This window comes from Enterococcus sp. DIV0806c, assembly GCF_051710905.1.
Classification (GTDB): domain Bacteria; phylum Bacillota; class Bacilli; order Lactobacillales; family Enterococcaceae; genus Enterococcus_B; species Enterococcus_B mundtii.
Window position 1 is genome coordinate 1,936,668 of sequence record NZ_JBIOLO010000001.1, and the last position, 16,229, is coordinate 1,952,896.

A 16,229-nucleotide genomic window follows, 5' to 3' on the forward strand; every position below is an offset into this window, starting at 1 on the left:
TTATATGTTCAACTCACTTCTAAGTTGTTGTTTGAACTGCTTACCAGTATACGTGCTATTTATAATCTTACTGATTATCTTCCCCCTATTTACAAGGGTCGCAAAACTTTTTTTGTCACTATTTTGTGAGGTGGGTGTTAAAACATTTTCTGCTGTTGTTTCTTTTGGCCTATCTTTTGGTATTTCTTTTAATGTAACCTTTTTTTCAAGATTTTCATAATTCCATAGATGCATCATTACTTGGAACATAAACATAAATCCGTTTCCTAATTTTGAATGATCGGCACTTCTTTTAAAACGTGGTCGTATGTCAAACTCATTTCCTTGTGCAATATCTCGAATAATGATCATTGCCATTTCTGCATCCATTAATTGAAAATTACTTCGTAACATAGAATCTACTTTTAGTGCTTCAACAACAGTATTTTTAGATAGATTCGGTTTGTTTTGTTCCAGAGCTAGTCTTTTAACAAACCTCTCAAATGTCTCCGACAGTACAAAGCTAGAATAATAACGTAGAAACTCATCTCTCAAGTCTTTTCCGCTTCTTCTTGTCCCTATTGTAGGTAAAGTATAGGCTATAATGTCATCTGTCGAAGATGCAAGATGTGTGGCTTCATGCATAATCGTTTCCTCTGGAGCTGTTTTTAACTGCTCTTCTGGAGATATAGCTGGCTTTAAGTGAAAAGCATCTGCCATAATAATGATTCGACATTCGCCATCTTGTTTAAATACAAATGCATACGCATTTAAATATTCATTATATTGTGAATAATAGTTTTGTGTGATTTCATCTTGAACAAGGTCAGATGAGACAATCCACATGTTTTCAAATCCCCAATCCGCTGATTGTCGAAGAAATAACTCCCCCTTTTCTGCGATCGAAAGGACTCTTTTGATGATTTCTCTTAAAACCTGTTCTTGGTTCGTTGCTTCTACTAAGTCAAACATTTGAATCAAATATTTCCCTACTTTTGTTTCAGCAATTGTAGATTGTTTTAATAATTTCGAACAAATTTCTTTGGCTTTGCTGAAATTTTCTACTGCTTTATAAAACTCTTGGGATAATTCTTCGATAAATGGTTTGAGAAAGTCAGGAACCTTTGTGGCATCAAAGCCCACAAATACTCGATAGTCAGCTCGAAAGTTTGTGGTACCTCCCTCCTCTACTTGACTAGTCAACTCGTTTTCTTTTACGAATTCAATTTCCCCTTCATTTGGATTACCGGGTTGTTCAGGTACCAGGTCAGGCGCTACTTCTTCAATATTTTGAGCAATAGAATCCTCTACCCATCCTTTCATAATCTCTAAATCTTCGTCTGTAAATAGAGGCTCTGGCGGTTGATTGAGCGTCACGTCTTCATTAGGAAATGATGTTTCTACCCATTCCTCTAATTCTGTTAAGTCACTAGTTGCCACAATAGGGACATTCGAAGGTCCCGCATCTAATAGATCATCAATTGCTTTTGATATTGCTTCACCTAGACCCTCTTCTTCAGGAATTACCTGATGTTGAGAAACTTTCTTAGTCAACAAATCGTTAATTGTACGAGACAATGCGCTTTCTACCAAAGCTTGATCGTTTATATAATAATTTTGTGGCTCCGAAATAAAGCTAGTTAACGGTGTAAGTGCCACATCGTTATCTTCATATCTTGGAAATTGGTAATCATTTGGAGTGACTACTGCTTGTCTGAATTTGTTCCAATCACTTATTTTCCCTGCCCCTGTAGGGATTGTATTATATGGTGGGAATATTCTATTTTTAGAGGTCTCTTCCTGTGATGTGCTCGCGATACCTGCCTTTGAGGTACTAGCCTTCTCATGTTTCCCACCAGTTTTTGACACGGCACTCATATGATCAACAGAGACTCTTTCTAAATGAGTCTCAAAACGAAAATGTTGAATGCTAGAATCAAATCGTAATACAGTGAGCGGTTCTAGAATATTCTTTTTTACTAAATGGTATCGATTCTCTTCCATGTCCAACAAAATCAATGGAATGTACCGATGTGTGATTTTTATATACGTTCTTCCTGCTGCATCGCTCATCAACCCATACGCATCTGGAGCGGAAAGACCAGTTGGATCTAGTAACACTTCAAATCGGTTGATTTGACTCTCAACAACGGTTGTTACTTCTTTAGAGAGAAGGGGTGACGTCCCTGGCTCAAAATACCATTCCACCCCATTGAAATTGACTGGAAATATCTCATTTCCATCAATAACATCGTAACGTACCCCATGGCCTTTCACTGGCTCAATTCTGATAGGTATAATTTGGTCATTCATTTTTATACCATACGAGATGGATTTATCTTTATTTTGTATGGTATAAACTATCCCCTCCCCATATCCCTTTGGGTAAATATTCGCTTCTTCAACAAACGGAACGTCTTTATCTACTTTCTTTGTTAAGCGATCAATCAATGCTTTTTGTTCTGGCGTAAAAGATGCTGCCCCTTCAAATTCTCTTAGTTGATTGCCTCTCAAAGTAAAGTATTTACCAGAGACATCTCCATTTTTTAAATCTGTCACCTTCATATATAATTTATTTTTTACCAATTTCACTTGAACTTCTGGACCATTTCTTGGTAAATGTGTACGGATGTATATGTCAGACCAATCTGTTGTTTCTTTTTGTAACTTTTCTAGTTTTAACAAGATTTCTTTGATACTATGGTTTAAAAAATTTTGATTTTTTAATGTCACTAATCCTTTTATGACTAATTGACTCCCACCTACAACTAACTCAAAACCGGGATCAATATAGCGTGCCACACCTGCTATGAGAGCTCTCAGTTCTGCTGGATTAGGGATTACGTTCGCACTGCTCATTATTGCATTTCTTAACCCACCTCGTGCAATTGCTCTGGCTACGCCCACAACAAACTTCGTATTCAAAGCAGTAACCGTTCCAAACAAAGGAATCAGCAGAACAACATCAATTAGACAAGAAGACACGGCCTCACCCACTTGTCCATTTATACTACTTACCACACAATCGTAAAACGGAATAATATGCTTCACCATATCCCATATTTTTTCAGTTGTCGACTTGTCATTTCCTGACTCATACAGTTGTCGGTAGAATGCATCACGGTGCTTACTGCTGATATTCTCGACGAATGTCTCTACGTCAGTTCCACGAGATAATTCTTTATCGCGATGGACTTTAACAGTAAATGTATAGTGTTTTTTATTTATCAAGACCCCATCACGGTCTTTTTGAAAACCTTGATTCCAAATGTACTTCTGATCAAACAAACCATATTTAAGATATAATAATGGATCAGTATCGACACGATATAACATATACCCACTGTCTTCATCCAATGCTTTTAATGCGTATAAACGTTCTTCATTGTTGCAAATGGCAACGAACAGATTGGTATTTTCTAACTTAAGGATTGTATCGAGCCAATCCACGCGTTTTGTAAAGGAAACTGGTGGCATACCCGGCGCACCTGCACCTCCTCCGACATAAGGAGCTTCATTTTTCAACTGCGCCGAAGCTTCGTAAATTTTGGTATCAGCCGAAAATATAAAGCTAAGCTCCTCAGGAATTACTATTTTTAGTGCCAGTTCAATCAACTTCTTATTGAACGAGTGATAGGCATTCGAAACAGCTTTAGTTAGGTGTGTGTATTTCTCATTAATATTTGGCAAGTCCAAAAGTTTAGGACATGGATTTTTCCCCTTAAGATATATCTGATCAAACCCTCTGACATCTATTACTCCCTTTTGTCTACATTCTTCGGCTACTTCTTTTGCCAACGCTTGCTTACGACGCCACTCCCTGAATGCTTTTTCATACATTTGATAAGAAACATGTATCATTTTATGTAGCTCTAAAATTTTGAAATAACCTTTCTGTCGATAACCTATGAAAGTGCTTAAGGCAAACTCTTTATGGTTTCCTTTTTCTAATGCTTCACTTAATCCCTTCGGATCGAGTTGAGCAATGGCTAATAGTGCTGGCGTGATTAGATATTGCAACTGATTAAGTGAATCGACGCCTTGTTTACTGACTGTCTCACAAAAAAACTCGCCAAACGCTCGAATTTCCGTTTGGTTGAACTGTTTCAGATATCCTGCATCTTTTAATAACATCGAACCTGTTAACTGCATTAATGTATCATAATCAGAAATCGGTAAATCATCAGATAAATTACTTGCCTCTAAAAGATAATTTGGTAATACGCGATCGACTAGATGGATCCATAAACTCTTTAAATTCGCTTGATCCTCCTCTTGCTTTCGTGAATCAGCAAGTGTATGTGCTCGAGGTAGAGGATCGATCAAACCCGATTTTTTCAACTCCTCTAGCTCAAACAGCTTTCTGAGCTGTCCAATCGTATAGGATGATGGATCTGAAGATGCAAGTATACTTTTAGCTATGTATGCTTCGATTGAACTTTCTAATAAATTTTCAACAGCCCATTTGGAAACCGTAGCTTCTGCAAGATTATCGGAGATTTTTTCCTCTAATTCTCCACCATATAGATTTAACTCTTTAAGAATGATCATCGCGATTGCTTGTAAGTTTTCATGTATGATCACTCGTTTGTCACCACTTCGTATCAACCATTTTCCCATTACAACGAATAGATCTTCTTTCGTTGCTTCATTTGCTAATAGGCCTTTATTGTAAAAAAAACGTTTCACCTGTTCCATTACTCGTCCCTCACGCCACTGATCCCCGTCACTCGTTGTTTTTAAATTAATAATATTTCCTAAGATATCTTGTTTATCTTTAGGTATATCTGCAGGGGGTACAGATGAATTCGAACTAGTTGATTGTTCAAATATACTAGATGTTCTATTTTCATTTAAAGAAGTGACATCTTCAATCGTTTGAGAAAGCCAAACAATGAAAGTGATTTTTGCCTCCATGTCTGAGATTACTCCATCTTGTTCTTCACCAATAATCAATCGAGCGATTTGTTTCACTTTCACCATATCAATTGTTTCTTGAGTAGTATCTTCAAGTAATGTCCATTCTGACACTTTTTCAACTAACAAACGAAGATTAGAGATATCGCAAGGAATCCCTTTTGTAGTTAAGAAAGTGGCAATTCTTTGATTGATTTGTTCTTTTTGAGTAGAATCGATTCCATTTTCAAAATGGTTCTGTAATTCGTTGGTTACCTGTTTGGCTGGATCAATATGATTTTCATTCAGAAATGCTTCAATTTTTACCTTTGTCTCTTTCTCTCCCTCTATCTCTTCAGTGATCCCTCCAACAAAACGACGTTCACTTTCTCTGAATTCCTTATAGAAATATCCTTTCTGTGCGTTATTGTTTTCCCATTGGAGAAAAATCTTTCTTGCCTCATCAATGGTAATAAAAGTTTCTTTAATACCATAATTTTTAAGGAGGAGATTGGCTGCCTCTTTTTCTCTTTTGATAATCAAATCATATGTATCAGCTGATAAAGTCCACTCGCGCAATTTTCTGACTAATTCACTCGTAGATGAATTAATAAAATGGGCATTTTGCTCATGGAGAAACGTCCTGACCGCTTCGTTCACTTTAGAAGTTTTGGTGCGATTTTCAAAAAGAGCAAAGTGGTAACAGACAAGAATGATTGGTTGTGTATTAGGTATAGAAAGCGGTCGATCATTAATAAAGTCGGCATAAATTTGATCACTATGTTTTCTTTTCTCTAGGAAATGACTCATCACGGATGTTTCCGGTTGAGCTAGTTGATAAATGTGCGTTTGATTCGTTTGATTTTTGTATGTATTACCCTCTAAAATCGTATTTGTTTTCCATTGCATAAAAATTGCCTGTAATTGAGTCGCAGAAAGAATATCTCCCAACCTTACATTTTCTACGCCATACGCTTTGAGTAAAAAAAAAGCTAAGGTTGCTAACTTTTCTGATATAACTGATACTTCATTTTTTTCACTTATTCCTACCCTATCTTGAAGTCTCTTTATCAGTTCCGTGTCAGTGACAGAATCACTCAATAATCCTTGTTTGATGTACCAATCTTTTAGATGTTTATTTACCGTTTTTGTAGCGTTTCTTCTTAAAAAAAGAAGTTCGTTATAATAAAAAATCGGCAATGGTTGATCCTGATCGATTGTAGGAAAACGATTTGCCGCAATCGCTTCAGTCACTTTAGATATTAATGTTAATTCAGTCGCATTCATTGTAGCTTTATCTTGATTCATCTGGGTGTCCATTATGATTGTTTGGTTCTTCATCAAAGCAAAATTTTTATTTATTGAAAATGTAACGTTTTTAAAAATATTATTATTTCGCCATTGGAGAAATACTTCAATGGCTCTACTATCCGTCAGATGTTCTTCGGAAAGATCATAAGCTTTCAAAATGATTCGAGCAATTTGTTTTCTTTTATCCAAAATATCTTGATTCGTGTTCCCTCTATTTCCCCAGTATTGGATTGCAAGAAACAACTCTCTGAGCGATGATTCATTCGACAAACACAACTCCTTATCATGCTGGCACACACGCTCAATAATCACTTTATTAACCGTCTCCGTCTTATCACGCTTGCTAAAAACCGCTAAATCAAACCATACTGGCCTCAGTGATTCAACTATTTTTTCTGAAGTAAGTTCATTTTTCATATAAGACGAAATCGTAGACTCGATTTTTTTTAGTGTATGATCCGAAAAGTCTTCATATGATTTCAGTGGAATGTTCACACTTCTATCCAATGGGAATATTTTTTTTCTACCATCGGATAATTTGACAGGAATCGTTGCCGCTTCTGCAACTCTTACTTTTAACGGATCCAATATTTCAAGGAATCGGCCAACACTTTCCGTTGCTTTCTCCATTAATGTCCATACCATATTAAATTGTTCTTTTACTATTGAGCTGTTATCTAGATGTTTAGTGAGTTGAAATAAGTTGGGGAAGAAATGTTGTATTGGATGTCTAATATTCTTTCTAACTTGGGTAGTTTCCGAATTTTTTGTTTCATAGTAGGGAGGAAAAGTTTGCTTGAAAAAGGGGAAAAAATAGTCAATTAAAAGGTATCCATTTGCATTTTCTTGTTTTTCTGTAAATATACTATTTAAAAATCCACTAAAATAAATGGGAAATAAATCAATCTTCTCTATCGGAAATTCTTCTACATTTGATACTGCTCCTTCAGTTGCATTTACTGAAAAATATTTATTTGACAAAGAATATAAATCTTCCATGTGGAATTGAAAAACAGTTTTTAATGTTTCAGTCATATCCTTTCCAATAGAAAATGGCAAGTCGTTTTCTGTGCTAGTTTTTTTAAAGTGAAACTTTTTAATGTCTATTGGGCGGTATGTTTGTTGACCTAGCCTTTCTTGTGAATCGATGATGGCTCTCTGACAGATTGTTTTAAAGTGAGATTGTGTATGATTGGGAACTTGCCACAGTCCCCAATGTAGTCGATAGTTAAACTCACTATTGGTTGTACAATTTTCAAGTTTCGAAATCCCGTGAACTACCTGATGAATATTGACACTCCATTGATGAGCTTTTTCAGCTAAGTACATCATCGGAGGATTATTAGAATTCCCTTCAATGATTGGTCCGACTATCGTATTGTTACCTGTTTCTGCCTGAAAATGCAACCGGTTAGAAGTAGAAGTTGAAACAAAAGATTGAACTGTGAGAAATTCTTCTTGATTACGCACTTCTATGAAGGTGTCTACTTCAAAAGCGGAAGAATCTCCTTTACCTATTTGTTGAAGATTGGGTGATACTTTATCGGATAATCGAAAATTCCCTAATACACTTAATAGATAAAGGAATCCTAGCGGACTGTGAAATCCCTTGGGGCTGAGCGTCTGTCCCATACTATTGGCTAAAGCGTTCAACCATCTTTGTTCTGCTTTTTGATTATATTTCTTTTGACATTGATAATAAAATTCACCATTTTTTTCCTATAAACTTCTATTATCATTTTTTTCACTCCTTCATCTGTTTTAATAAAAAAAATTATGTAATAATCATATTTTTAATCATAGAGAGTGTTAAGCCTGGATACCGAAATAAAGGAAAAGCATATCGTCAATAGCAATTAAAAAAACTAAAAAAATTTTATTTTTATATACGTTAATTGTACAAAAAATATGACTATCCAATGTGACTTTATTTGAATGATTGATGAAAAAAATGGTCTAGTCATAGTGACGATAGATATACTCACTAAAGAAATATGGATAGAAGCAGAAAACTTATATCCTATAGATTTGTTTGCCTCTCCTTTTATTTTTCTTTAGTTGTTGTCGAAACTTAGTTACAAATTTCCATTGTAATTTTTCATATAGAAACGTTCGACACACATCAGGTCAACCATGATGACATAGCTAATTTAACAAAGGATATGATTTATCTTTTCTGTTGTTACTAAATATAAAACTATCATAACAATGAAGTGCGACCCCAAAGTTAGACCCAAAAATCTAACGTAGGGGGTATTTTAGTGACTAGATACGATTACGCATTTAAAAAACAGATAGTTGAAGCTTACCAAGGAAGTGAAGGTGTTTATAAACCATTGACGGATCGGTATAGTATTCCAGACTCCTATCCAGTTAAAAACGGATAAAAACAGTTGAGACGCTCGAATTTGATGCTTTTCACAAGAAAAAACGAAACAAAGTTACTCTTCTCAATTCAAACAAGATGTCACATACTATTAGTTGAATAGTGATAAATCTTATCTTGACATTACCCTGAAATACGGCTTGTCCTCCAACGCTCCAGGTTTTTCATTGGCATCAATCATCCCTCAAATAAGGCATTTAAAGTCTTTCACCGAAACCGAAAGGAAAATTTTCATGGAAAGCCAATCATCAAAAAATTATATCTTAGCACAATCCATTGGTTAGTGGATCGAGTATTAGAATCATCTGCGCATCAAAACGAAACTCGGCTGCAGTCCTGTTCAATATCGTAAACGAATGGCAACATAAAAATACCGACAAGATTTCTCCAGTCGGTACTAGGTCTCACTATTGGATCTCACTTCAACCTACTAAAAGGTTGGTTTCTTTTTTCTAACGTTATTAATCCAATCCTAATAATTCCCTCTGCTTACGATTCGCTTCGTCTGCTACATATTTCATGACCGTTTTAAACTCTTTAGCGGTGGCATTTTCTGATAAATCAGCAATGCTTTTATTTAACTGATTGATAAACTACTTAGGCAAAATAAAACTCAGTTGAACATCCTCCGTCTTTATACTATGTCTATAAAAAGAAGGAATGTTCAACCAACCTTGTTTTTTGGTGCGAAAAAATAGAAGAGATATAAGTAATTTCATGCATCTGTTCTTTTGTCGAAATCACCTATTTAGCAAAGCTCATTAACACCGCCTTTTCAATCGAAAATTAAGCGATAAAAACTTGGTATTTCTGATAAAATGACTACTTGTAAATCTTTATCGGGCGGAAATATTTCTAACTCTTTCGACTTTGGCTAGAAAATGATATGTCAAGAAGTTTCAACTGGTTTGAGGGACCGCTTGAACTTTTTAATTATTGAAACAGGACTGTCACATTTGCAACCACACGCACTGTTCGTCCATTTGGATATGAAAGCATTAGCTCTAGCTTATGTTGACCAACTTTTGATAGAACTTCAGGATTCAAAATAGTGATTTCAGGACGATCATTTTCTTCTATATGGGTCTGCTCAACAAAATCAAATGGATCATAAGGTTCTCCTAAAACAATCTCAACCCTCCGGCCAACAGGAAATGCATCTTGTATTGGTATTTGCGTTTCTTTATATTGATCATACAATGTAGAATCGATCAAACTTCTCCAATCCTTTGGCATTTTATCATACTCAGCTGAGGTCCAATACTCAACATTTAATTGTCGATCAGATGTATCATCACGTGTATTGCCAGAAACATACGTTGACTCTCCTTTAAAACCTTCAGAAGCTTGATTCATGATCAATAGCTCTCTCCGGCGGTTGGCTGGAATATTGTGATAATTGATAAATTGATTATCAATAAATACTCCATTATATACGTTGTCCTTTCCAGTATGCCGATTATACTCTATCCCAATCGCGTATTTATCCTGCCACTCTTTAAAATCAAACACGTTATTTGCTACTAGCCAATTCGATAACTCCGCTACTTGACCTTGATCAAAACTATCTCCTAATCCAAATTCTGGTGTTTCATACATAATAATACCGGTATTACGTAGATAATTATTCATGATTGTGATGTTACGTCCTGATTTGAATTTAAATCCACCATAAGGTCCATTGTGCAATCCACGAACGTGATTGCCTATAACCTGTACATTCTGTGATCCTCTTAGATAGATGGCATGATCACCTACCACACCATATCGATCCTCGTTCTCGTACATCTGCTGGAAGAAATTATCTTTTATCAAAACATTCTTCGAATTACTATATGAATTGACACCACAAGAAAGATAGTTTTGTTCGTTATGTTCAAGAGACATTTGCTCAGACTCCAACGCAGATTGTAGACGATTGATGGTTTTGATAATCTCAGGATTGCTAAAGCTCTTGATTGCCTCTAACTCATTGATCCGTAATCCAAATAGATTATCTGTAATCTGTACGTTTTCCATATACTCATATCTTCCAACCGTCGAAAAACCACCAATATAGATTGCCCGATTTTCTGTATCTGGCGTGGCATGTTCATGGTCTCTCATAAATATATTATTTTGCATAGTTGCCCCATTGGATGTCTGTAGGTTGATCGGATACAAAGAGACAGGATGATAAAACACATTATCATTGATAGTAATGTTATTTGCTAAACGTGTAAAAATTCCTACTCCATCGAAAAACAATGAATGAATCTCAATATTGTGGCTTGTCTGGTAATTTTCATCTGACAAATAAACGTTTTGTCCTGTTTCATTTTTCAATATCGTTGGATTCTCTTCTTCTCCTTTGATCTTGAGACCGCTTCTTAACACCACATTTTTATTGATGATATACGTATCAGCTGGAATATATAACTGTTTTGTTAAAGAATTGGTGTGATCAATAATCGTTTGTAATTGATCTGACTGATCTTCTAAACTCTCACGTCGCAACGCGTGCTCCCCAAAAATCGTCTCATCTGTTGCATCTAACCATTCGGTGTGCTGAGCCGGAAAAGTTTTTTGGCCCTCTAACTCATTCGTTGCTTCTGCGTTTATATTTGCTGGTATGCTTATTACAAACAGAACCAGAAAACATAACATCATTTTTAGTTGTCGTTTGTTCATTTGTCTCTCCATTCTTTTTAGCTGTGATTGGCTATCGTTCTAAACAGGAAGTATTCTTTTATTTTTGGTGTTAGGTACCTTTTGTTTAAGACACCATAAAATAACGAACGATATCCATTTGTAGATTAGCAGATAAATAAATAGTTTGGCACTCAATAATTTCATTCACAGGTGAAATTATTGAGTTCTTTCGCAAAAAAAATAGTTGAGCAACAGTTTTACCTAAAAAGACCCGACTAAATTTCTCTAGTCGGGTAACAGTCCTATTCGTTATAAATTATCACTTGAAACTTGATAATCCTTTTCTATTTTCTTTATCAATTATCTGGGTTATCTTAAACTCTTTTTCACCATACACTCGATGCATCGTCCACTGATCGATAAATGGTACTGTTAGATTCATGACAACAATCGCTACGCCGATCCCCCCTGGTAAATCTAAGACAATTCTTAAAACGGCACATAGTAAACCACAGCCGATAGCGAAATAATACTTCCCTTTATCGGTTGCAGGTGAAGTCGTATAGTCTGTTACCATGAAAACAGCTGCCATGATCAATGCTCCACTAAGCAAATGAGCTGTAGCAAAGCTGAAATTAAACCCACTATAAATCAAAATCGCTAGATAGAAAGAGCTTAGGGTTAATAAAGGAACGAATGGATGGATGATTTTTCGCACGATCAAATAGCCCCCAGCAATCAATAAAAGCAGTTTACTTGTTTCCCCCATTGGACCGCCTAGATCAATCCCTAAGAAAAGTTTCCACCATTCAGGTGTGGTCGCGCTGATTTCTCGAGAAAAATGACCAAGTGCCACAAGTGGCGTCACAGTTGTGATTACATCTGGTCCTGGTGCGATCCAATTAGTGATCCAAGGAGATAAAAAGAGCTTTAGAAGGACTCGTGCTGCTACTGCGGGATTGATCCAGTTCCTTCCTAACCCGCCTCCTAGATGCTTTACAAGGACGATAGCAATAAAATCCCCGACAAGCACTGTCCATAAGGGTGCACTAGTAGGCAATGTCAAAGCTAACAACCAACCTGTGATCACAGCAGTAAAATCATTGACCGTGATCGGTTGTTTACTTGCTTTTTGGATAACCCCTTCAAGTAAGACACATGTGAGGATACTGGTAATGATCATCACTAACGACCGCCCACCAAAAAAGTAACTAGCACCAATCGTTGGAAATATAAGAGCAATCAACACTTGTTTCATTTTCCATTGGCTTGTCCAATCATTACGGATATGCGGACCATTGATCGTTCCGTTTCCTAGATATTTCGTACTCATCCTTTTGCCTCCATGATCTGATTTTTTACTGCTCTGATATCTTTTAATAAATCGATTTTTGAAGGACAGATAAATGAACAAGCACCACATTCTAAACAATTCAACGCGCCTAACTGTTCGGCTGTCTGAAGATCCTGATGACGGTACGCTTGACTGATCAAGATCGGATGTAGACCGATTGGGCACGCATTCACACACTCGCTACATTTGATACATTTTTGTTCCTTTGGGATCATTGCCTCTGCTGCAGACAATGCTAAAATCAAATTAGTCGTTTTTGTGATTGGTTCATCTAATGATTGGATCAGTTTCCCCATCATCGGACCACCATTCAATACCTTAAGAGGTGACGACACAAATCCACCACACGCATCAATCAATTCCTCTACTGGTGTGCCAATTCGTACTCGTAGATTTTTTCCTTCTTTGATCGGTGTACCTGAAACTGTTACTACCCGTTCGAAGGATGCGACCTGCTTCAACGTAGCACTAAAAATACTATGTATCGTCGCTACATTCAAGATGATCACTCCGACATCAAAAGGGAGCTTGCCTTTAGGTATTTCTTGAGATAATACATGCTTGATCACTAATTTTTCCGCACCTTGAGGATATAGGTCCCCTAGAATATGTAACTGGATTCTTGGATCAATCAGATGTTTATGTAAATGTTCAATCACTTGTACAGATGATTTTTCGATCGCAATCCTTGCTTTTGGGATTTGATAAGTATCCAGAATCATTTGTATACTCTCGATCATTTGTTCGGTATCTTCAATCAATAATCTTCTATCACTAGTAATGGATGGTTCACATTCTGCTGCGTTAATGATCAAGGTATGGATCTTTTGTTCTTCTTGAGGTAGTAGCTTTATGTCAGTTGGAAAACCAGCACCTCCCATCCCTATGATTCCTGCATTCGCAACGATGCTATGTAAATCTTTATTTTTTGTATGTAATAATTCTATACGATCAGAAAAGTCATTTTCTATAATGACCACTTTAGTCAACTGATGATTGACCATGCGCTCCTCGATTTTTTTTACGACTCCTGCCACTGAACTATGTACATTGGCAGATATTCGTCCATCTTTTTCTCCGATGAGTGTCCCAATTGCCACTTTATCTCCTACCTCAACAACAACTTTAGCAGGTTTTCCAAGATGCATAGACATTGGTAAAATAATTTTCTTTGGTGGCGTTAGTTTCTCGATGGCTTGTTGTGCTGTATGTTTGTTTTTATCAAGATAGACGCCATTCAACCTTTTTTTTATTATTAATTTCATTTTCATTCCCCTAACGATAGATAAAAAAGTAATAAATCAAACTGATTGCTACTAATACTAATTGCAAACCTAATCCGATCCATTCATATTTTTTTCGATAACTAATTTTTTTCATTTCTCCCCCTACGATAACAATGATTTTTTTATATGAAACAGTTGTTTTATTCCTTGTAAAACTTGATCAAAATAGCATATATCCGCCATAATCCATTAAATAAAATGATTTTACAGTAAAATCGTTTGCTATTTCCGTTTATATTAAAGAAAATAAAATAACCATTTAACACAAATATAATAACACGATGCAAAGTAATATAAAAGATTAATTTATAAAAATTTTTATCTTATCTTTTTTACTAAATGACAATAACAAAAAAATTCTAACTCATGGGTTGCTTTGAGTTAGAATTTTTTATTGATTTGCTTGCGAGAAATAATTTGAAGGACTACCTTTTACCAAGTCCTGATTGCCAAAATTTTTTTGTGGAACGTAGCTGTCTATCCTGTAACAATATGCTTACTAATCGTTACTCCACAGCTTGCTTTTCCACATTTTGATGATAGGGACTCTGTTCAAACAACACTTTCCCATGTGAAAAATATAATTCAGCGTCTAAACATTGCCTGTCGTTAAGTAAATCAGTTATGACATTCGCTAATTTGATTACCGCAATTCGATCAAATGCGGTGATCATCGACTGTCCAATGGCTAAATTATCTAAAACAATACTTCTATAGTCGGATAAAGTCGGACAAAGCGTTTCAACAAAAGATTCGATTGAACTCACTGAACGGTTCAATAAAAAATGCATAGGATGGCTATTCATATGTTTCAAAAGATATTTTTTATTATTCGTTAAATCAAGTTGATTAGCAATACAAACATCGATTTCATTTGTCAAAGATAGTTCTCTTGTGACTTTACCTGTGATGGTATCGTCAATTTGGATGAACGTTACTTTCTGATGAGAATGTCCAGTATCGACGATCCGATCAATCACTTTTGTTACGCCGTTGATAAATGTATCTGAACCTACTGTATAGTCACCACTTGGGTAATCAAGATAGTTAGATACTGGTACAGTGATTACTGAAAGCCCATGGCTACGTAGCTCATTTGCAAATACAACACTCGAAGTCCCACCTAATAATACGAAGGAGTCGTAATTTTCTTCTTTTATCAATTGAATAAATTGATAGTTAACATGGTTAGTTTCTGAACATAAATAGGAGCAATCAAATAAATGCCAATGATTTACATTTTGATCCAGCTTTGTTTGGATATATTGTTCTTCAGAAAAATTGATTGCAAATAATTCGATTTCTTGTTCAGGTATGGAAAGCACAAGCTGTTCCACCAACCGCTCTCCCCCTTTTACATAGCCTTCTATTGATAAAATACCAACTTTTTTCGCCATATTCGTTTTCCCCTCACTGTATTCTTTCATTGAATTTCCATACTAAGTCAGTTCCAACAGCTATCTTCCTCAGACAGTAGTAATTTCTCATGCCGATCAAATAAATAGCAGCCCGATGTAATCGGTATCATTTAATCGTAAAATTTTTTGGAAAAGTCACTTAATTTTGCGATTTTCATATGATAGACATAGTTTCCTTCCGCTATTTTCTATTTAAGTAAAATATACCATATTTATTCCAATATAGCATAGAGGTTTTTTTATTGGTAGAGAAAAGTATAGGAATACTAAAATAGTATCAATTGCGACAGAACAAATTCTGATATTTTTGTCTCACGGCAACAGCTAGAAATCGAGGAAGACAAAGACATATCTTCTCTTGGTGATCATTGAATCTAGCTTTAAATCTATTTTCAATCAAAAAAATAGACCACAAGTTTGACTTGTAGTCTATTTATATCGTTCGATAACTCAAAATAAAACAGCTTTAAACTTATTGTACCTTCAGCTGTAACAGGTATATTTTATTGGTAGCAAACAATTAGAGCTGTTTGATGTTGAATGATCCAACATAGAGTGAGATAATGTGCTTTTCATTTAACAAACGATCGATCGCTTCGACAGATCAGTTAAAAAATTTTCAATAAATAAATCTGTTCCTTCTTTTGTCAGTTCATTCGCTTGACTAAACTTTTCTTTTACATTTATTTTGATTTCTTTGAGGGTCTGTTCCTTTGTCAGAAGATCGAAGATATATGTCGCTACTTCATTCTCCAATAGAAAGATGCCCTCATCTGATGACAAATAGATTGTTTTTCCTAATTTTTCATAAGCGATTGTTTTGTTTAACTTCATTTCTTTTCTTCCCTTCCTTTAACTCCATAACCAATAGTTCTACTATTGATCGTCTTCTTTTAACAGTCATTCTTCGAAATTGATGGTGTTCTGAATATTACTTCACATGGACTAACTTTTCAAAAGCATTAACC

At 35.6% G+C, this 16,229-nt stretch carries 7 protein-coding genes; 1 reads left to right on the forward strand and 6 read right to left on the reverse strand.

Annotated elements, in window-relative coordinates; translation table 11 throughout:
- Positions 1 to 7,839, reverse strand: a complete 7,839-nt coding sequence (locus IGK77_RS09125) for a QWxxN domain (RefSeq protein ID WP_438713155.1) — start codon at positions 7,837 to 7,839, stop codon at positions 1 to 3.
- Positions 7,840 to 8,447: 608 nt separating this feature from the next.
- Between IGK77_RS09125 and IGK77_RS09130 the strand changes: the two genes are divergently transcribed.
- Positions 8,448 to 8,573 (forward strand): hypothetical protein, encoded by a 126-nt coding sequence (locus tag IGK77_RS09130; protein ID WP_256209304.1) that lies wholly within the window; start codon positions 8,448 to 8,450, stop codon positions 8,571 to 8,573.
- 932 nt (positions 8,574 to 9,505) lie between these two features.
- Here the strand turns inward: IGK77_RS09130 and IGK77_RS09135 are convergent.
- From IGK77_RS09135 to IGK77_RS09155, 5 genes are all read right to left on the reverse strand, one after another.
- Entirely contained in the window at positions 9,506 to 11,242 is a 1,737-nt protein-coding gene (locus IGK77_RS09135; RefSeq protein ID WP_074801512.1) for a glycosyl hydrolase family 28-related protein, read from the reverse strand.
- A gap of 280 nt (positions 11,243 to 11,522) precedes the next feature.
- Positions 11,523 to 12,536 carry an RnfABCDGE type electron transport complex subunit D gene (locus IGK77_RS09140; protein ID WP_074801508.1) on the reverse strand — a complete coding sequence of 338 codons (1,014 nt, stop codon included), beginning with the start codon at positions 12,534 to 12,536 and terminating at the stop codon, positions 11,523 to 11,525.
- Entirely contained in the window at positions 12,533 to 13,822 is a 1,290-nt protein-coding gene (gene rsxC / locus IGK77_RS09145; RefSeq protein WP_074801506.1) for an electron transport complex subunit RsxC, read from the reverse strand. Before rsxC ends, IGK77_RS09140 begins: the two co-directional genes overlap by 4 nt.
- Before the next feature lie 527 nt (positions 13,823 to 14,349).
- A complete protein-coding gene (locus IGK77_RS09150) occupies positions 14,350 to 15,240 on the reverse strand; it encodes a 6-phosphofructokinase (RefSeq protein ID WP_074801503.1) in 891 nt (296 codons plus the stop codon).
- A gap of 597 nt (positions 15,241 to 15,837) precedes the next feature.
- The gene (locus IGK77_RS09155) at positions 15,838 to 16,095 is read right to left on the reverse strand and encodes a PqqD family peptide modification chaperone (protein WP_438713156.1); all 258 of its coding nucleotides are present in this window, start codon (positions 16,093 to 16,095) and stop codon (positions 15,838 to 15,840) included.
- Between the last annotated feature and the right edge of the window lie 134 nt (positions 16,096 to 16,229).